The organism is Hymenobacter sp. (assembly GCF_035709525.1).
Classification (GTDB): domain Bacteria; phylum Bacteroidota; class Bacteroidia; order Cytophagales; family Hymenobacteraceae; genus Hymenobacter.
This window is the reverse complement of sequence record NZ_DASTEP010000239.1, coordinates 1-17,241: the sequence shown is the minus strand read 5'-3', so window position 1 is coordinate 17,241 and position 17,241 is coordinate 1. Positions and strand designations below refer to the sequence as shown.

Here is a 17,241-nt window from a genome sequence, read left to right as displayed (position 1 = left end):
GGCCACTTTATGAAACAATGTTTCATAAAGTGGCCGGCTCTTGCCTATCAAGCCATTGCGAGCGCTAAGCTAGCGCTTTACAGCCGGAACAGCTGCTGCGCGTTGCGGGTAGTGGCTTCGGCCACGACTTCGGGCGACTGGCCCAGCAGCGCGGCTAGCCGGTGCAGCACCAGCGGTAGGTAGGCGGGCTCGTTGCGCTTGCCGCGGTAGGGCACGGGCGCAAGGTAGGGGCAGTCGGTTTCGAGCACGAGATGCTCTAGGCCAACGTGCGGCAGCACCTGGTCGAGGCCGCCGTTTTTGAAGGTAGCCACGCCGCCGATGCCCATCTTGAAACCGCCCAGCGCGATGATGCGCTCGGCCTCGGCCACGCCGTCGGAGAAGCAGTGGAACACGCCGCGCAGGGTGCCGTCCTGCGCTTCGGATACCAGCTCGAAGGCTTCTTCGAAGGCCGAGCGGGTGTGCAGCACGATGGGCAGGTCGTACTGCTTGGCCAGGCGCAGCTGGGCGCGCAGGGCCTCGCGCTGCTGCGGCAGGTAGGTTTTATCCCAGTAGAGGTCGATGCCGCACTCGCCCACGGCCACGAAGGGCCGGCGCGCCAGCCAGTCTTCGAGCAGTTGGATTTCCTGCTCAAAATCAGGGCCAACGGAGCACGGGTGCAAGCCCATCATGGCGTGGCATGTCTGCGGAAAATTGGCTTCCAATTCCAGCATCGCGTCGATACTACGGCGGTCGATGTTGGGCAGCAGAATGGTATCTACCCCGGCCGCTACGGCGCGGTGCAGGGCTTCGGTGCGGTCGAGCTTGAACTGCTCGGAGTACAGGTGAGCGTGGGTTTCGATTAATTTCATAGAAGGCGGTGGTGCGGTTGTAGCGCAAACGTTGTAGTTCGCGTTTGCGAGCGGGCAGCCGGACGAGCCCGGACAAACGCGAACTACAAAGTTCGCGCTACTTGCTCGGCAACTCCGGCAGCGCCCGCCGCAGCCGCACGTAGGCGATGGGGCCTTTGTAGAAGACCTCGCCCTCGGGCTGAAGCCCGAACCGCTCGTAAAACGGCAGCGTGTTTTGCCGCGCATCGCACCAGATAGCAGAAGCCCCCTGCGCTACCGCCGCCGCGATGGTATGCCGCAGCAGTGCCGACCCAATGCCCCTACCCTGCCACGCCGCGTCGGTGGCAAACTTACGAAACCGGGCCACGCCATCTTGGCTGATAAAAAGCGAAATAACGGCTACCAGCTGCCCATCTTCAAACGCGCCAAAATGCTGGCCCGCGCCGTCGTCGGGCAGTTTCACGTAGTCGAGCGGCTGCTCGGGCCACAGCACGGCGTGGCGCAGGGCGTAGGTTTGGGCGGCGGCGATGGGCTGAATAGTCATCTGTTTTTAGGGCAAAGAAAACCCGGACTGCCATCAGACAGTCCGGGCGAGGTAGTAGCGCGGGCTGAAAGCCCGCGAGTGAATACGCTTATAATTTGGTCGCGGACTGAAAGTCCGCGCTACTTGATACCCTTCTCATCGAGCTTCTGATTAACGCGGCGCGCGCCTTGCAGCGTGCGAAACTCGCCCTGCCACGAGCGGATGCGGATGCGGTCTTCCATGTCGATGCCAGTTCGCACCTCCTCATAGCGGGCATTGAGGCGGCTGAGGGTGGCGCTGGCGTCGGTCCAGTCCTGCTCGCTCCACTGGCGGCGCTGCTCGCGCACGGCGTCGATAAAGCGGCCGTAGAGGTCCAGCATTTCGTCGGCCGTGGCGCGGTTGAGGTCTACGCTTTGCTTGGTGAGCTTGGCCAGGCCAGCATCGGCATTGCCGCGCGCCTGGGCCGGGGCGCTGGCCGCGTTGCGGGGCACGGAGGTGTGCGGGCGGCCGCCGGTGAGGTCGCCGGCCTGCTGGGCGCGGGCGGCCAGCGGAGTGAAAGCTAGTAGCACGGAGGCCACGGCCAGGCGAGTAGTAGAGGCAGAAGGGAAAGAGCGAGTAAGCATGGGGGGGGTGAACGAAAAAATTAAAACAACTTCTGGCCCCACCCTACCAAGGAGCGGGCCAGTTTTGGGCTACTCAACGAGCGGGCGAAGCCTTGCGTATGCTAGGCGGGGCACAAAAATCGGCTTTCCGGCTGGTTTTCCCTTAGTTTTGTTGTTTATGCCTGCCTCCAGCCCTAGCGCCCCCGCCGCGCCCCTCCGCATCCAGCCCGCCACCGAAAAGGACATTCCGACCATCATCGAACTGGCCGAAGCTACCTGGGAGCCCACCTACCGCTTCATCATCTCGAAGGAGCAGATTGAGTACATGTACCGCGTTATCTACACGCCGGCCTCGCTGCGCAAGCAAATGCGCGACCAGCACCACCAGTTTTTGGTGGCGTATGTAGAGGGCCACGCGGCGGGCTTCGCCTCCTACTCCGAAAAGCCCGAGGGCGTGTATCACCTCAACAAAATCTACGTGCTGCCCTCGCACCAGAGCCAGGGCCTGGGCCAAAAGCTGGTGCAAGCCGTGGAGACGGCCGTGCGCGAAGCCGGCGGCCGCACCCTGGAGCTCAACGTGAACCGCCACAACCCCGCGCTGGCCTTTTACGAGCGCCAGGGCTTCGCCCAGCACCGCGAGGAAGACATCGCCATCGGCCCGTACTGGATGAACGACTACGTGCTGCGCAAGGACCTGTAGGCCGGGCGAGGGAGAGTTGGCCACCGTTTTCGGCGTGGTGGCCGGCCTCTCGCGCCGGGCGTGGTAGCTTTGCCGGCCAACCTCACCACATTTTACCCATGCCTACCAAACTTACCGTTCTCGCCAATGGCTCGCTCCGCGTGGAGGGCGACGATTTTGAGCTCGTGGATGCCCAGGGCCAGCCCTACGGCCTCGGCGGCCGCCAGCGCATCAGCATCTGCCGCTGCGGCCTCAGCGCCCAGAAGCCTTTTTGCGACGGCTCGCACAAAGGGCACTTCGAGCACGACGCTACGGCGTTCGACCTGCCCGCGCCCAAGCCGGTAGTGTAGCTGCTGCTAATTAAGGATAATGCCCCGGCTCTGCTGCGTAGCAAAGCCGGGGCATTGTCGTTTTCGCTTCGGTAGGTTTTTCGACGGCAAGCTAAAGCTTACCCTACACTACCCCGCCAATTCATTTACCAACTCCACGTATTGCTGGCGGGCGGCGTCTTTGCTGAGGCCGGCGAGCTGGTGCCAGGCGTCGTGCTTGGCGATGGCTTTGAAATCGAAGCCGCCGGGGCGCGGGGCGGTGCAGTCGCCTTCGGTGGCTTGCTTGTAGAGGGCGTAGAGCTGGAGCAGCACCGTGTTGCTGGGCTTGGCGGGGAGCTGCTGGGCGCGCTGGGCGGCGGCCTCAAAGTCGGCTTGGGTGGTCATGGACTGATAAAAAATAGGGCGGAATAACCGGCGCGCTGGCCGGCCTTTACACCCACAAACGTAGGGCGCAAGCGGCATTCGCGGCCCCGCGCCGCCCAAAGCCCGACTATAACACGGCGGCGGGCGGGCTGCGTAGTGCGGGCACTACCCTATCGCGCTCCGCATATTCCCGATGAAATCCTCCGCCCCCGTCGCCGCCGACTGCACGCCGCTCGTCAAGCTTTTCTTGCAATACAAGCTGACCCTGGCCCTGGCCGAAAGCTGCACCTGCGGCCTGGTAGCCGCCCAGCTGGCCCCGGCCGAGGGCATCAGCGACGTGCTGCTGGGCTCGGTGGTCACCTACCACGCGCTGGCCAAGCAGCAGCTCCTCGGCGTGAGCGCCGAAACCATCGAGCTATACTCGGCCGAAAGCCAGCAGACTACCAACGAGATGGTGATGGGCCTGCACCGCCACCTGCCCCAGGCCGACGTGTGCGTGGCCGTGACCGGCCTCTGCGGCCCCGGCCCCTCGGCCACCCCCGACAAGCCGGTGGGCACGGTCTTCGTCACCATCTTTATTGATAAGCACATGCACGAGTTTCGCACCCATTTCAAGGGCGATGCCAACAGCATGCGCCAGCAGGCGGCCAGCTTTATCTACCAGCACCTCACCGACCTGCTCACCCGCCTGCAACCGCTGAAATCGGAACACGAGTAGCGTCTGCGGGGCACCCCTCATTTCACTACCGTCACCTTCATGCCCACGTCGTGGGTGGGCCACTTGTCGCGGGGGTCCACGGGCTCCTGCGAGATTTTCTCCACCACGTCCAGCCCTTCCGTAACTTCGCCGAAGACGGTGTAGGCCCCGTCGAGGGCGGGCACGCCGCCGCGCGTGGCGTAGGCCTGCACCTGCGCCGGGGTGAGGGGGCGGCTGGCGCTGGCCCGCGCCTGGGCGGGCGTCAGCTTTTTGCCCACGGCGAAGTAGAAATCGGTGTTGGACGACAAACGCTGGGGGTTTTCGGCGTCGTCATAGCGGGCCATGCCCAAGGCCCCCTTCACGTGGAAGTGGTTGGGCCGGATTTCGGGGGGCAGGCGGTAGATGCGCAGCCGGATGGTGCGCGCGTCGCTCGTTTGGCCGCCCTGCACGGCAAAGCCCTTCACCACGCGGTTGAACACGGTTTCGGTGAATACGCCGCGCCGGGCCAGCAGCAAAAAGTTGGCCTTGTGAATGGGCGTATCGTCGTAGAGCTTCACCCGAATCTTGCCCAGGCGCGTTTCAAACAGCACTTCCGAGCCCGGATATTGCCGGCTGTAGGTCAGCAGCGCGGCCGGGGCCGTGCTGTCGGTGAGGGCCGCGATGTCGGGGCCGGGCGGCGGGGGCGGCGCGGCGGCGGGCTTCTCGGGGGCCGGGTTGCAGGCGGCGAGTAGCGCCAGGGCGGGTATGAGTAGGCGAAGAAACATAAGCAATAGTGCTTTCATACGAATTCACGCAGTGTTTCGGGGTGTTAAAGCGCAGTGTTCCGCAGTGTCATTTCTGAGAACACTGCGAGACACTGCGCTTTAACACCCCGAAACACTGCGCGAACCGGCAACCTACCAATCCAGCGGCTTGCTCTTGGCTTTTTCGGTGCCGGCCGCGCCCTTGGTTTTGGTTTTCACTTTGGCCGGGGCGGCGGGGGCCGCCACCTTGATGGTGGCCCCGCCGGGCGCGATGGGCGCGGGCTCGGGTGGGGGCGGCGGCAGGGCGTCGTTGGGGTCGGCGGCTTTTACGTCGTCTACGGCGGCGGCTTTTTTCTCTTTCTGCATGGCCAGCAGCAGCAGGTCTTTGGGCAGGGTGTTGGCCTTGTAGGCGCGCAGCTGCACGTCCAGCGAGTCTTGCTCGGGCTTGCGCAGCTTGGCCGGGGCCATGAGCTTGCCCAGGTCGGGGCGGCCGGCTTCCTGCCAGGCGGTCATCCAGAACGAGGCCACCATCGGGGCGGCCGTCCGCATCCGGTAGTCGACCTGCCCGCCCACGAGCTTGTTGTACTCGTCGGCGAAGGCATCGGAGTAGCGGCGCTGGGTTTTGCCGAAGCGGTGCGCGTAGGTGTACTTGGTTTGGGGCGTGAAGCCCTTGCTGGCCTTGGTTTCGAGGTCGAAGGTGGCCGTGAGGAAGCCGTAGCTGTTCTGGATAACCTGCCAGATGGCGTCGAGCGGGTTTTTGAGCACCTTGGCCTCGTTGCCGTCGGGCGCGCTCAGCTTGTAGGTCTGGATGTAGCGCTCGGGCAGCTGGCTTTCCCAGAGGCTGTGCAGGCCGGCCTGGTTGGTGAGCTGCCCGTCGTAGTTGACGGTGGTATGCAGCGGCACGAAGGCATCTTCCACGTAGTGCGCCAGCTCGGCCGAGTACAGCACGATGCCCGCCGTGTCGCGCTCGCTGAAGGCCGACACGAGCTTGTTTTTGGTTTCAATCACCGTCCACGGCACGGTGCCGTACTTGCGCAGCGTGTCGGCCGAAAACCGGTCCTGGGCCGCCTCGTACTCGCGGGGCACCTTGGCGAAGGGGTTGTCTTCGCTGAAGTGGTCCATATCGATGAAGTGGCGGCTGGCCTCTGTTTTGTCCTGGTTGCGGCGCTCGTCGGGGGCGGTGCAGAGGCGCACCAACTCGGGCAGGTGGCGGTAGTAGAAGCCCTGCATACCGGCCGGCAGCTGGTACACGGCCACCTGCGTGATGACGCGGTGCCCAAAAAAGCCCCAGGCGCGGGCGGCCGGGGCCAGCGGCCCCAGCAGCGCGGCGGCTAGGCCGAGGGTAAGGAATATTCTTTTCATAACGTAGCGCGATAAGTGAATAAGGGTAGCGTCAAAGTTGAACGGGCCGAAGTTCGGCAGCGGCGGGCAAAGTTGACGTAGGGGAGCGCATTTCGATAGCGGGATACAGCTGGCGGGTGTAGAGACGCCTCCTTACGTCTCGCGTTAGACGGGCTGAATGACGTGAGACGCAAGGAGGCGTCTCTACACCCATCGGCCTACCCGTTGTGTGGCCCCGCTAACGTGCAGCATTGCCTTCGGCTAACGCCTGATTTTCACCCGCGCCGCCTATCTTCGCCGGCGGCAACGGTGCCGCTTACTTTTCTTCTTTGCTATGGCCAACGACTTCAACCTAAGCATTCCCGCCGCTACGGTGCAGCAGGTGCAGCAGCACCTCGACGCCATCAAAACCATCCTCGCGCCCTACCTCACCTCCCTCACCCCCGAGGAGCGCAAAACCCTGCCCCGCATGGCCGACAAAACGGTGGCCTTCGTGACCAAGACCGCCGACTACGCCGCCACCACGCCCGCCTTCGTGCCGCCCTTCGTAGACCCGGTCCAGCTGACCCAGGACGTGGCCGGCGTGGCCGCCCTCACGCCTCTGCGCCAGCAGTTCGAGCAGCTGGCCCTCGACACCGACTCGACGGTGATGGTCGCCGGCTCCGAGGCCTACACCACCGCGCTCACCGTTTATGCCAACATCAAGTTCTTGGCCAAGAACAAGCAGCCCGGCGCGCAGGCCGCCTACGACGACTTGAGCGTGCGCTTCCCGGGCCGACCCACCAAAGCCGCCGCCGCCGCGAAGGCCAAGGGCTAAGGCCACTAATAAGTAGGTCTGGGGGAGAAATAAGTGGGTCGGACCCACTTATTTCTCCCCCAGACCTACTTGTTTCTAGTAAAAAAGGTGCTTTTTCGGCCTCGCTGGCAGCTTTTAGTCTGGTGGCAAGAGCTTTTACTGCTTGGGCCAGGGCTTTTAGTCTGGCGGTCGGAGCTTTTTCTCTGAAATTGGCAGCTATTATGGCCTTCCTGCAAGGGAAAGGTCGCTCAGCAGTATCTTTTGCTAGTAATCACCAGGTTTATGCGTCGTTTTCTTCTTGCCTTGCTGTGGCTTAGCCTTTTTCAGCAGCTAGCCGCTGCCCAGGTAGCACCCGCGCCCCAAGTGCCCCTTGCCACGCAGGTACAGGTGCGCGGGGCCGACTGTGCGTTATTTCCGGCCGAAAAATTCATCTATGACATTGCAGGTAAAAACAGTATCGTCGGAGACTCTGTAACCGGCCGCTTCACGCCCACAAAGCAGCGGGTCGATTCTGTCGAAAACCTACTGCCCATGCTCCTCCAAGCAATGGTTATCTCTCCACGCTTCCGCGGCAAGGAGCGTTACTATAAAAAACACCTCCGCCCTCTTCCCAAAAATTTAAAGAGGTATCGCCGCCAATACTTTGGCTTTTATAACAGCCGGCATCAACCCTGTTTGTATATCAATTTCTTTAATCCCGATAGCCCTTATATCAAGGCTTTCGGTTTCGATTGGCTACTAAAGACAGTTCTCATCACAGACGCAGGGTTTATGCTTGACGATAGCCCCAACTTGTGGCAAGTCAGTTTTAATCTGACGACGCAACAGCTTTACAGTTTTGAATTTTAACTCAGCGACACTTTAGTAAGCGCCACCTATCTGGCTATGTGTATAAAAAAAGCCCAGCCAATGCGGCTGGGCTTCTTCGTTACCACTCATTCGCGGACTGAAAGTCCGCACTACTTCTTACCAGATGCGGGAGCGGTCGGCCTGGGCGCGCACCATCTTGGTGCCGTCTTTGCAGCCGAAGGCCTCGTAGAACTCGGGCATGTTCATGAGCGGGCCGTTGGTGCGGAACTGGGCGGGCGAGTGCGGGTCGGTTTGCACCTGCTGCTTCAGGTATTCGGGGCGGGCGTTGGTGCGCCAGATTTGGGCGTAGCCCAAAAAGAAGCGCTGGCTGGGCGTGAAGCCGTCGATTTTCTGGCCGGCCTTGTACTGCGGGGTTTTCTGGAAAGCCTGGTAGGCGATGGTGAGGCCGCCGATGTCGGCCAGGTTTTCGCCCATCGTCAGGTCGCCGTTCACGTGCACCGAATCCACGGGCGAGAAGGCGCTGTACTGCTTGCCCACCATCGCGGCCTTGGCGTTGAACTTGTCATTGTCTTCCTTGGTCCACCAGTCGCGCAGGTTGCCTTTGGCATCGGAGCGGCGGCCCTGGTCGTCGAAGCCGTGGGTCATTTCGTGGCCAATCACGGCCCCGATGCCGCCGTAGTTCACCGCGTCGTCGGCCTTGGGGTCGTAGAAGGGCGGCTGCAAGATGCCGGCCGGGAACACGATTTCATTCATGCTCGAGTTGTAGTAGGCGTTCACGGTGGGCGGCGTCATGCCCCACTCGCCCCGGTCGATGGGCTTGCCAAACTTGGCCAGGTTGTCCTGGGTGCGCCACTCGCTCACGGCAAACAGGTTTTGCAGGGCGCTCTCGCGGGTAATTTTCAGCTTCGAGTAGTCCTTCCACTTGTCGGGGTAGCCGATTTTCACCGCGAAGGCATTGAGCTTTTCCAGGGCTTCCTTCTTGGTAGCCGGCGCCATCCAGTCGGTGGCCATAATGCGCTCGGCGTAGGCTTTGCGCAGGTTTTCGACCATCTCCTTGGCCTTGGCCTTGGCGGCGGGCGAGAAGGCCTCGTCCACGTAAAGCTGGCCGAATGCTTCGCCCAGGGCGCCGTCGGTGGCGCGCAGGCTGCGCTTCCAGCGGGGCTGCTGCTGCTTGGCCCCGGTCAGCACCTGAGTCAGCTTAAAGCTGGCGTCGCCGTAGGCCTTAGGCAGCGCCGAGGTCACGCCCTCCACGAGGTGCCAGCGGAAATACTGCTGCATGTCGGCGATGGGCGTGTTGGCCACGAGCGTATTAGCGGCGGCCATAAACTCGGGCTGGCCGATTATCACATCTTGCGCGCTGCCCAGGCCGCTGGCCTTGAGCACGAGCGGCAAATTCAGGTTGGGGTAGTCTTGGGCGGCCTGGGTTACGGGTACTTTGTTGTAGTTTTTGAGGCGGTCGCGCAGCTCCACGCGGCTGCGGCTGGCCTGGGCCATCTTGGTTTCGAGGGCCAGCACGGCATCGGCGTTGGTGGCGGCGAGGCTCGGCGCGTCGCCCAGCAGCTGGAAGATGGTCGTCATCTCCGTTTTGTAAGCTGCCCGGATGGTCTTCGAGCGGGCGTCGTCCTTGAGGTAATAGTCGCGGTCGCCGAGGCCCAGGCCGCCCTGACCCATCCGCACGGCGTACTGCGTGCTGTTCTTGCTGTCCTGGCTCACGCCAAAGCTGTACCAGCCCGTGCCCACCGACTTGGGGTCGGCCATGTAGTGCTGGATGTCGCTCAGGTTTTTGAGGTTTTTGATGCGGTCGAGGCGCGGCTGCAAGTAGGTGAGGCCGGCTTTCTCGATGCCCAGCGAATCCATCGAGGCGGCGTAGAAGTCGCCCACTTTCTGCGCGTTGGTGCCGGTCTTGGCGGTGCGGGCGGCCACGGCGGCTTTCTCCAAGATGCGGCGCTCCACGGCCTGGTTGTTATTGGCCAGCTCGATAAACGAGCCCCAGCGCACCTCCGATGCCGGCACCGGGTTATTTTTCAGCCAGTTGCCGTTGGCGTAGTGGTAAAAATCTTCGCACGGCTGCACCGACGTATCGAGGTTGGCCAGGTTGATGCCCACGCCCTTCTGGGGCGGAGTAGGTTTAGCGGGCGGCCCGAAAGCCGTAGTAGCCGCCAGGCCGCCGAGGCCCAAAGTGGCCAGCGCCAGGCGCGAAAAGGTAGTCGCAGTCATGGAGAAAAGTGAGGAGATGGAAAGGCTATGGATGCAAGTTCGGTATTACGGTTGCATTAAGACTGTTCAGGCAGTCGCCTTTCCGTCATGCTGAGCGGAGCGTAGTGGAGTCGAAGCATCTCTGCCGCTTCGTTGCTGGCGTCAGGAGTTAGTTCACCGATAGAGATGCTTCGACTCCGCTGCGCTCCGCTCAGCATGACGGAAGGGCACGCTACCCGCCGCGCGCCCTCAAGGCGGGCCAAACTGCCCGGCAAGCCCGTTCTTTGTAGTTGTATTTACCCCGCTTATGTCCGTTTCTGCCGAAATTAGCCGCCGCCGCACCTTTGCCATCATCTCCCACCCCGACGCGGGCAAGACCACACTGACCGAAAAGTTCCTGCTTTTCGGCGGGGCCATCCAGACGGCCGGGGCCGTAAAATCGAACAAAGTCCAGAAGACGGCTACCTCCGACTTTATGGAGATTGAGCGCCAGCGCGGTATTTCGGTGGCTACCTCGGTGATGGGCTTCGACTACAAAGACCACCGCGTGACCATCTTGGATACGCCCGGCCACCGCGACTTTGCCGAGGACACTTACCGCACGCTGTCGGCCGTGGACAGCGTAATTCTGGTGGTAGACAGCGTGAAGGGCGTAGAAGACCAGACGCGCCGCCTGATGGAGGTGTGCCGCCTGCGCAATACGCCGGTAATGATATTCGTGAACAAGCTCGACCGCGACGGCAAGCCGCCGTTTGACCTGCTCGACGAGCTGGAGGAAAGCCTGAAAATCCGGGTGCGGCCCCTCACGTGGCCCATCAACCAGGGCCGCACGTTTCAGGGCGTCTACAACCTGTATAGCAAGGAGCTGAACCTGTTTCGGGCCACCAAAACCACCCGCGCCGAGCACGTAGTAGCCGTGCGCGACCTGCAAGCGCCCGAGCTGGAAGCCAACCTGCCGGCCGCCGACGTGCGCCAGCTGCGCGACGACGTGGAGCTGGTGGAAGGCATCTACGACCCGCTCGACGAGGCCGCCTACCGCCGCGGCGAGCTGGCCCCCGTGTTTTTCGGCAGTGCCAGCAACAACTTCGGGGTGCAGGAGCTGCTCGATACGTTTGTGCAGCTGGCCCCGGCCCCGAGCGGGCAGCCCGCCGTGACGCGCTTTGTGCGGGCCGAGGAGCCGGCGTTTACGGGCTTCGTCTTTAAGATTCACGCCAACCTCGACCCGCGGCACCGCGACCGCATTGCCTTCGTGCGCATCGTGTCGGGGCGCTTCGAGCGGCACGCCTTTTACCTGCACACGCGGCTGGGGCGCAAGCTGCGCTTTGCCAACCCTACTACCTTTCTGGCCAACGATAAGAGCGTGGTAGACGAAGCTTGGCCCGGCGACGTGGTAGGCCTCTACGACAGCGGCCAGTTTGCCATCGGCGACACGCTCACCGAGGGCGAGCCGCTGGTGTTTCAGGGCATCCCGCGCTTCGCGCCCGAGATTTTGCGCGAGGTAGTGAACCTGGACCCCATGAAAACCAAGCAGCTCGACAAAGGCATCCGCGAGCTTACGGAAGAGGGCGTGGCTCAGCTGTTTACGCAGCAGCCCGGCAACCGCAAAATCATCGGCACGGTGGGCGAATTGCAGTTTGAGGTACTAGCCTTCCGCCTCGAGCACGAGTACGGGGCGCGCTGCTCGTTCCGGCCGCTGTCCGTGTTCAAGGCCTACTGGCTGGAGTCCGAAAACCCCGCCGACCTGCGCCAGTTCGTGGCCCGCCGCACCAACAGCGTGGCCTACGACCGCGACCAGCGCCCCGTGCTACTAGCCGACAGCCAGTGGACCGTAAACGCTCTGAAGCAAGGCAACCCGACCATCAATTTCCTGGCCTGGAACGAGCCCCAGGAGCAGCTGCAACACTAGGTGGCTGGTGGCGGCTGGGTAGCTTCAGGCAGAAGTAGATACCCAGAAGTCTTTAAAGCAAAAACCCCGCCCCCAAACGGGGGCGGGGTTTCTTATTTCTGATAAATAAGCTACGCCTTCTTGAAAGCTTCCCAAACTATCCGAACTGCCAAGCCCATAGCAGTGAATAGGCAGAGAAAGTAGAGGTCTATCCCCACTCCCCCAAGCTGATGTTCGGCATCAGGCAGAAAGGGGACTACTATTAGCAAAACAGTCAGCAACATGAAGGCAGCACGCTTTTTCATTACTGGTATTGTAAACCTGACAAGATGCTTCGCTGCGCTCAGCATGACAGATACTTTGAGGCATTAAGCCCATCTACCAGATGCGCGCCTGCTCGGCCGTGGGCCGCGCCATCTTATCGCCCGGCTTGCAGCCGAAGGCCTCGTAGAATTCGGGCATGTTCATGAGCGGGCCGTTGGTGCGGAACATGGCGGGCGAGTGCGGGTCGGTTTGCACTTGCTGGCGCAGGTACTCGGGGCGCTGGTTGCCGCGCCAGATTTGGGCGTAGCCCAGGAAGAAGCGCTGGTTGGGCGTGAAGCCGTCGATTTTTTTGCCGGCTTTGGCTTCGGCCGTTTTCTGGTAGGCCTGGTAGGCGATGGTGAGGCCGCCGAGGTCGGCCAGGTTTTCGCCCATCGTCAGGTTGCCGTTTACATACACCGAGTCGAGGGGCGAGAAGGCGCTGTACTGCTTGCCTACCATGGCGGCCTTGGCGTTGAACTTGTCGGCGTCCTCCTTGGTCCACCAGTCGCGCAGGTTGCCCTGGGCGTCGTACTGCCGGCCCTGGTCGTCGAAGCCGTGGGTCATTTCGTGGCCTATTACCGCCCCGATGCCGCCGTAGTTCACGGCCTCATCGGCGTTGGGGTCGTAGAAGGGCGGCTGCAAAATGCCGGCCGGGAACACGATTTCGTTCATCGGCGGGTTGTAGTATGCATTCACCGTGGGCGGCGTCATGCCCCACTCGCCCCGGTCGATGGGCTTGCCAAAGTGAGCAACTTCCTGCTGGCTGGCCCAGTAGCGGGCCGCCACGATGTTGTTGAGGTAGCTCTCGCGGCTCACGTTGAGCTTCGAGTAGTCCTTCCATTTGTCGGGGTAGCCGATTTTCACCACGAAGGCGTTTAGCTTGGTGATGGCCTCCTTTTTGGTGGCGGCGCTCATCCAATCGGTGGCCATGATGCGCTCGGCGTAGGCTTTGCGCAGATTCTCAATCATTTCCTTGGCCTTGGCCTTGGCAGCGGGCGTGAAGGCTTTGTCCACGTACAGTTGCCCGAAAGCCTCGCCCAGCGCACCATCGGTGGCGCGCAGGCTGCGCTTCCAACGGGGCTGCTGCTTTTTGGCACCGCTCAGCACCTGCTGAAAGCGAAACGACTCATCGCCGAAGCTCTTGGGCAGAGCCGGCACGAGGCTCGTCACGAGGTGCCAGCGCAGGTACTGCTTCTGGTCGGCGATGGGCTCGGCGGCCAGCATCGCGTTCACTTCTTTCAAAAACTCAGGTTGGCCCACGATGATTTCCTTGGCCGCGCCCAGGCCCTGGTTTTTCAACATCAAGGGCAGCGCGAGGTTAGGATAATCCTGGTTAAGCTGCGTTACGGTCAGCTTGTTGTAGTTTTTCTGCGGGTCGCGCAGGTCTACGCGGCTGCGGCTGGCCTGGGCTAGCTTGGTTTCGATACGCGTGACGGTAGCCGCGTTTTTGGCGGCCGTGGCTGCGTCGTCGCCCAGCATCTTGAAGATATTGGTCTGGTAATTCTGGTAGGCGGCGCGGATGTTTTTCATCCGGGCGTTGTCGCTCAGGTAGTAGTCGCGGTCGGGCAGCGTGAGGCCACCTTGGTACATCTGCACCGAGTACTGCGAGCTGATTTTCTCGTCCTGGCCCACACCCGAGTTGTACCACACGCTACCGGTCACCGCCTTGGGGTCGGCCAGAAACTGCTGCATCTGCGGCAGGGTCTGGATGCCCGCGATGCGGTCGAGATAGGGCTTGAGGTACTTGAGGCCGGCCGCGTCGATGGCCATCGTATCCATCGCCGAGGCGAAGTAGTCGCCTACTTTCTGGGCGTTGGAGCCCGGCTTGGCGGTGCGCGAGGTGCGGGCCAGCTCTTCCAGAATGGCCTTTTGGGTGGCCTGGTTGCGGTCAATCAGCTCGTTAAACGCGCCGTAGCTGCTCTCGGCGGCCGGAATGGTATTCTTTTTCAGCCAGGTACCCGAGGCGTAGTGGAAGAAATCCTGGCAGGGCGACACCGACGGGTCGATGTTGGCCGGGTTGATGCCGCGCGGGCCGGTCGTAGTGGCCGAAGCCATCGGCTTGGCCGCGGGCTTGGCGGGGGCTTTTTGGGCCAGCGCAGGGCTGGCACCGAAACCAAGCAGGGCAGCCACCAGGGCCGCGCCCTTCAAGTGCCGGGAAGAGGTCGTCATTTGATTGTGGGGAGAAAGGGGAGAGTAAGCTTGAAGCCGCAAGGTACGGGCGGGCGCGAAAGACACGGGCGCGGGGCGGCCGTTGCAAGGGGCTGTAGGGCTGGCGCGAGTTTAGCGCGCAGCGCGCAACTCGCCGCCGACCAGTGGGATGGAGTTTCCTAACTCCACTGCCGCGCCAGCGGCAAGCTCGCGTTGGGGCAATGTAAGACGAGCAACGTATGCTGACGCGAGCTTGCCGCTACGCGGCAGTGGAGTTAGGAAACTCCACCCCACTGGTCGGCGGCGAGTTGCGCGCTGCGCACTAAACTCGCGCCAGCGCCGCGCCAACATTTTTAGCCAGCCGTACCTTTACGCCTACGCGCAGCAAAGCTTCGCGCTACTGCTTCTACATGCCCCTCTATCCCCGCCGCACCGCCAAACCCGCCGAGCCCGACGCCCCAATGAGCCTGGGCGCGCTGCTCGTGCAGGTGCGCGCCGCCCTCACGCACCGCTTTCCCGATAGCTACTGGGTGGTGGCCGAAGTGGCCGAAATGACGCGCCCCCGCCAGCAGGGCGGCCACTGCTACCTCACACTCACCGAGCCCGCCGCCGGGGCCGAAGCGCTGGGCTTCACGGCCCAGGCGCGAGCCACGCTTTGGGGCAGCCGCTACCAGCAAATTGCGCCCGCCTTTGCCGAGGCCACGGGGCAGGAGCTGCGCCCCGGCCTGCGCCTGCTGCTGCGCGTGAAGGTGACGTTTCACGAGCAGTACGGCTTTTCGCTCGACGTGCTGGCCCTCGACCCCAGCTACACCGTGGGCGAGCTGGCCCGCCAGCGCCTGGCCACGCTGCGCCAGCTCAAGGAAAAAGACTTGCTGGAGCGCCAGCAGCGGCTTGCGCTGCCGCTGGGGCCGCAGCGGCTGGCGGTGGTCTCCTCCCCCACCGCGGCGGGCTTGCAAGACTTTGTGCACCAGCTCGAAGAAGCGCCCTACGACTTCGCCGTGACGCTCTTTCCGGCCGTCATGCAGGGCGAGAGCGCGCCGGCCAGCATCCAGGCGGCGCTCGACCAGGTGCGGCCGCGCCGGGGGCAGTTTGATGTGGTGGTATTGATTCGCGGGGGTGGCTCGAAGACGGATTTATTGGCTTTTGATGAGTACGGGCTAGCAGCGGCCGTGGCGTCGTTTCCGCTGCCGGTGCTCACCGGCATCGGGCACGAGCGCGACGAAGCCGTGGTAGACCTCGTGGCCCACCGCTCCCTCAAAACGCCCACCGCCGTGGCTGCCTTTCTGGTCGAGCGCCTGGCCCGCCTCGAAGCCCTGATACTGGAGCTGGCCGAGCGCGTGGCCGACCGCAGCCGCGAGCACCTGGGCCGCCACCACCAGCGCCTCCAGCGCCTCGCCGACCACACCCACGAGGCCGCCCGCCAGCAACTCGCCCGCGCCCAAAACGAGCTGGCCTACCGCAGCCGCCAGGCCACCCAGGCCCCGCGCCAACAATTGCGCCAGCTCGGCCAGCACCTCAATACCTTCCGCTACACGCTACCCCAGGCCGGCCGCCAGGCCCTGCGCCACGAAGAGCAGCGCCTGCGCCGCCGCTCGCGCACGGTGCTGCGCCGCTTTGTGCGCCACCACCAGCGCAAGCGCGAAGCGCTGCTGCGCCAGCAGTTTTCGCTTCAGCTCGGGCTAGCGAAAAAAGTTAAGGGCTATGAGTTGAGAGTTATCAGTTTGGAAGCGGCCGCGCTACGGCAGGAAAACCGGCTGCTCCGGCAGCGTCTTACCGCCAACCCACTCTACCGCTCTGCCAACTCATAACTCAAAACCAAGAACTCAAAACTCTAAAAAGGTGACTTACAACGAAGCCATTCAGGACTTAGAAACCATCCTTCGCAGCCTCGAAACCGACCAGGTAGACGTGGACGACCTCACAGCCCGTGCCGAGCGCTCGGCCGAGCTTATCCGCCTCTGCCGCCACAAGCTGCGCCACGCCGAAGCCTCGCTCGACCGCGTTTTCGACTCGCTCGATGAGGAGGAAACCGACGAGCCAGCAGAAGCGGACGAGCCCGAAGAAGAGGACTTCAACGACGAGGACGACGACGACCAGGACACCGATAGCTACCGGCCGGCCCGGCCAGTACAGCCGCGGTTGTTTTAGCAGTAGCTTAGAACCTGCGAGTCCGAGCGGGGGCGCAGCGCGCATCCGCATTTGGCGAAGTTGATTACCAGGATTTCCGCGCAAGAAGCCGGATATTTAGCCCCAGCGGGGCGGCCCGTCGGTAGTAATCTTGGCCTTGAGGCTTGGAAAATACTACTTGAGGCCGGCCTCGCCTGACGCGGATGCTCGTTGCGTGGGCGCTCGGACCAAAGTCCAAGCTACTTTTTTCGCACGTGGATTTGCACGCGCTCGCCGTCTTCGGTTGTTGTCGGCATCACGTCGATGCGGTCGGCCTCGTCGTAGTAGGCGGCCACGCCGCGCACGATGCCCACGGCCAGGCCGCCCATGCGACGCGCCGATACGTAGTTGATTAGCACCTCGTTCTCATTCAAGCGCTTGATATCGAGCACGGGCGGCGCGTTTTCGACGTGCTCACGGCGCACTTGGGTGTGCATCCGGGCCTCGGTGTGCTCCAGCATGTCGAGGGTGCGCCAGTTGGGGTCGAGGTACTTCTGGTACATGTACATGAGGTCGGGCACAAGGTACTCGCCAAATTTCTCGTGCAGCTCGCCGGCCGGGATGCCCGTCATGCGGGCGGCCTGGCCGATGAGGGCGTACATGTGCTCATCGGGATACACGGACTTGTGGTTGAAGTCGGCGGCGCTCAGGCCCGAGGCTTCCAGCAGTTGCACCCAGGTGCTGTGGTCGTATTGCGTCTGCACGTAGCGCTTCAGCAGGGTGAAAATGGTACCGTGCATAGACTGACTGGTATTCTTTTGATTAGATTAAGACTTTAAGCGAAAAACAGGCAAAATGTTGAGAGGCGGCGCGCTACTTCCGTTGCCGGAAGC

17 protein-coding genes are annotated in these 17,241 nt (G+C 62.7%); 8 read left to right on the top strand and 9 right to left on the bottom strand.

All coding sequences use genetic code 11. The features are described 5' to 3' along the window. Nucleotides 1-77: 77 nt before the first annotated feature. From VFO93_RS21490 to VFO93_RS21480, 3 genes are all read right to left on the bottom strand, one after another. Nucleotides 78-848: a TatD family hydrolase gene (locus tag VFO93_RS21490; RefSeq protein WP_325136432.1), complete on the bottom strand. Its 771-nt coding sequence runs from the start codon at nucleotides 846-848 to the stop codon at nucleotides 78-80. Between the two features lie 97 nt (nucleotides 849-945). Continuing rightward, nucleotides 946-1,371 (bottom strand): GNAT family N-acetyltransferase, encoded by a 426-nt coding sequence (locus VFO93_RS21485; RefSeq protein ID WP_325136431.1) that lies wholly within the window; start codon nucleotides 1,369-1,371, stop codon nucleotides 946-948. A gap of 119 nt (nucleotides 1,372-1,490) precedes the next feature. Next, entirely contained in the window at nucleotides 1,491-1,973 is a 483-nt protein-coding gene (locus VFO93_RS21480; RefSeq protein ID WP_325136430.1) for a hypothetical protein, read from the bottom strand. Between the two features lie 157 nt (nucleotides 1,974-2,130). Between VFO93_RS21480 and VFO93_RS21475 the strand changes: the two genes are divergently transcribed. Next, nucleotides 2,131-2,652 (top strand): GNAT family N-acetyltransferase, encoded by a 522-nt coding sequence (locus tag VFO93_RS21475; protein ID WP_325136429.1) that lies wholly within the window; start codon nucleotides 2,131-2,133, stop codon nucleotides 2,650-2,652. Nucleotides 2,653-2,750: 98 nt separating this feature from the next. Next, nucleotides 2,751-2,981, top strand: a complete 231-nt coding sequence (locus VFO93_RS21470) for a CDGSH iron-sulfur domain-containing protein (protein ID WP_325136428.1) — start codon at nucleotides 2,751-2,753, stop codon at nucleotides 2,979-2,981. Between the two features lie 108 nt (nucleotides 2,982-3,089). Here the strand turns inward: VFO93_RS21470 and VFO93_RS21465 are convergent, their stop codons facing one another. Continuing rightward, nucleotides 3,090-3,344: an acyl-CoA-binding protein gene (locus VFO93_RS21465; RefSeq protein ID WP_325136427.1), complete on the bottom strand. Its 255-nt coding sequence runs from the start codon at nucleotides 3,342-3,344 to the stop codon at nucleotides 3,090-3,092. 172 nt (nucleotides 3,345-3,516) lie between these two features. Here VFO93_RS21465 and VFO93_RS21460 point away from each other — a divergent pair, with 172 nt between their 5' ends. Then, complete coding sequence (locus VFO93_RS21460; protein WP_325136426.1) at nucleotides 3,517-4,041, top strand: CinA family protein; 525 nt, start codon at nucleotides 3,517-3,519, stop codon at nucleotides 4,039-4,041. A 17-nt stretch (nucleotides 4,042-4,058) separates the two neighbouring features. On the opposite strand, the gene VFO93_RS21455 is transcribed toward VFO93_RS21460, so the two are convergent. Together VFO93_RS21455 and VFO93_RS21450 are read right to left on the bottom strand one after the other, a co-directional pair. Next, the gene (locus VFO93_RS21455; RefSeq protein WP_325136425.1) at nucleotides 4,059-4,784 is read right to left on the bottom strand and encodes a peptidylprolyl isomerase; all 726 of its coding nucleotides are present in this window, start codon (nucleotides 4,782-4,784) and stop codon (nucleotides 4,059-4,061) included. Between the two features lie 132 nt (nucleotides 4,785-4,916). Further along, nucleotides 4,917-6,125: a zinc dependent phospholipase C family protein gene (locus VFO93_RS21450; protein WP_325136424.1), complete on the bottom strand. Its 1,209-nt coding sequence runs from the start codon at nucleotides 6,123-6,125 to the stop codon at nucleotides 4,917-4,919. Nucleotides 6,126-6,438: 313 nt separating this feature from the next. Here VFO93_RS21450 and VFO93_RS21445 point away from each other — a divergent pair, with 313 nt between their 5' ends. Together VFO93_RS21445 and VFO93_RS21440 are read left to right on the top strand one after the other, a co-directional pair. After that, nucleotides 6,439-6,921: a hypothetical protein gene (locus tag VFO93_RS21445; protein WP_325136423.1), complete on the top strand. Its 483-nt coding sequence runs from the start codon at nucleotides 6,439-6,441 to the stop codon at nucleotides 6,919-6,921. A gap of 261 nt (nucleotides 6,922-7,182) precedes the next feature. Next, nucleotides 7,183-7,749, top strand: coding sequence for a hypothetical protein (locus VFO93_RS21440; protein WP_325136422.1), 567 nt, complete (start codon nucleotides 7,183-7,185; stop codon nucleotides 7,747-7,749). A 117-nt stretch (nucleotides 7,750-7,866) separates the two neighbouring features. Here VFO93_RS21440 and VFO93_RS21435 read toward each other — a convergent pair whose 3' ends face one another. Beyond that, a complete protein-coding gene (locus VFO93_RS21435; RefSeq protein ID WP_325136421.1) occupies nucleotides 7,867-9,927 on the bottom strand; it encodes a M13 family metallopeptidase in 2,061 nt (686 codons plus the stop codon). A 286-nt stretch (nucleotides 9,928-10,213) separates the two neighbouring features. Between VFO93_RS21435 and VFO93_RS21430 the strand changes: the two genes are divergently transcribed. Then, nucleotides 10,214-11,812: a peptide chain release factor 3 gene (locus tag VFO93_RS21430; RefSeq protein ID WP_325136420.1), complete on the top strand. Its 1,599-nt coding sequence runs from the start codon at nucleotides 10,214-10,216 to the stop codon at nucleotides 11,810-11,812. A gap of 357 nt (nucleotides 11,813-12,169) precedes the next feature. Here the strand turns inward: VFO93_RS21430 and VFO93_RS21425 are convergent, their stop codons facing one another. Continuing rightward, entirely contained in the window at nucleotides 12,170-14,263 is a 2,094-nt protein-coding gene (locus VFO93_RS21425; protein WP_325136419.1) for a M13 family metallopeptidase, read from the bottom strand. Nucleotides 14,264-14,652: 389 nt separating this feature from the next. On the opposite strand from VFO93_RS21425, the gene xseA reads away from it, so the two are divergent. Both xseA and xseB read left to right on the top strand, forming a co-directional pair. Then, complete coding sequence (gene xseA / locus VFO93_RS21420) at nucleotides 14,653-16,050, top strand: exodeoxyribonuclease VII large subunit (protein ID WP_325136418.1); 1,398 nt, start codon at nucleotides 14,653-14,655, stop codon at nucleotides 16,048-16,050. 31 nt (nucleotides 16,051-16,081) lie between these two features. Further along, nucleotides 16,082-16,390 (top strand): exodeoxyribonuclease VII small subunit, encoded by a 309-nt coding sequence (gene xseB / locus VFO93_RS21415; RefSeq protein WP_325136417.1) that lies wholly within the window; start codon nucleotides 16,082-16,084, stop codon nucleotides 16,388-16,390. A 218-nt stretch (nucleotides 16,391-16,608) separates the two neighbouring features. Here xseB and VFO93_RS21410 read toward each other — a convergent pair whose 3' ends face one another. Further along, the gene (locus tag VFO93_RS21410; RefSeq protein ID WP_325136416.1) at nucleotides 16,609-17,148 is read right to left on the bottom strand and encodes a heme NO-binding domain-containing protein; all 540 of its coding nucleotides are present in this window, start codon (nucleotides 17,146-17,148) and stop codon (nucleotides 16,609-16,611) included. Nucleotides 17,149-17,241: the final 93 nt, after the last annotated feature.

Excerpts from the sequence above, each read along its gene's own strand:
- VFO93_RS21435 (WP_325136421.1), bottom strand. The coding sequence starts at position 9,927 with ATGACTGCGACTACCTTTTCGCGCCTGGCGCTGGCCACTTTGGGCCTC.
- VFO93_RS21455 (WP_325136425.1), bottom strand. The coding sequence starts at position 4,784 with ATGTTTCTTCGCCTACTCATACCCGCCCTGGCGCTACTCGCCGCCTGC.
- VFO93_RS21445 (WP_325136423.1), top strand. The coding sequence starts at position 6,439 with ATGGCCAACGACTTCAACCTAAGCATTCCCGCCGCTACGGTGCAGCAG.
- VFO93_RS21410 (WP_325136416.1), bottom strand. The coding sequence starts at position 17,148 with ATGCACGGTACCATTTTCACCCTGCTGAAGCGCTACGTGCAGACGCAA.
- VFO93_RS21475 (WP_325136429.1), top strand. The coding sequence starts at position 2,131 with ATGCCTGCCTCCAGCCCTAGCGCCCCCGCCGCGCCCCTCCGCATCCAG.
- VFO93_RS21440 (WP_325136422.1), top strand. The coding sequence starts at position 7,183 with ATGCGTCGTTTTCTTCTTGCCTTGCTGTGGCTTAGCCTTTTTCAGCAG.
- VFO93_RS21465 (WP_325136427.1), bottom strand. The coding sequence starts at position 3,344 with ATGACCACCCAAGCCGACTTTGAGGCCGCCGCCCAGCGCGCCCAGCAG.
- VFO93_RS21485 (WP_325136431.1), bottom strand. The coding sequence starts at position 1,371 with ATGACTATTCAGCCCATCGCCGCCGCCCAAACCTACGCCCTGCGCCAC.
- VFO93_RS21480 (WP_325136430.1), bottom strand. The coding sequence starts at position 1,973 with ATGCTTACTCGCTCTTTCCCTTCTGCCTCTACTACTCGCCTGGCCGTG.
- VFO93_RS21450 (WP_325136424.1), bottom strand. The coding sequence starts at position 6,125 with ATGAAAAGAATATTCCTTACCCTCGGCCTAGCCGCCGCGCTGCTGGGG.
- VFO93_RS21460 (WP_325136426.1), top strand. The coding sequence starts at position 3,517 with ATGAAATCCTCCGCCCCCGTCGCCGCCGACTGCACGCCGCTCGTCAAG.
- VFO93_RS21470 (WP_325136428.1), top strand. The coding sequence starts at position 2,751 with ATGCCTACCAAACTTACCGTTCTCGCCAATGGCTCGCTCCGCGTGGAG.
- VFO93_RS21425 (WP_325136419.1), bottom strand. The coding sequence starts at position 14,263 with ATGACGACCTCTTCCCGGCACTTGAAGGGCGCGGCCCTGGTGGCTGCC.
- VFO93_RS21430 (WP_325136420.1), top strand. The coding sequence starts at position 10,214 with ATGTCCGTTTCTGCCGAAATTAGCCGCCGCCGCACCTTTGCCATCATC.
- VFO93_RS21490 (WP_325136432.1), bottom strand. The coding sequence starts at position 848 with ATGAAATTAATCGAAACCCACGCTCACCTGTACTCCGAGCAGTTCAAG.
- xseA (WP_325136418.1), top strand. The coding sequence starts at position 14,653 with ATGCCCCTCTATCCCCGCCGCACCGCCAAACCCGCCGAGCCCGACGCC.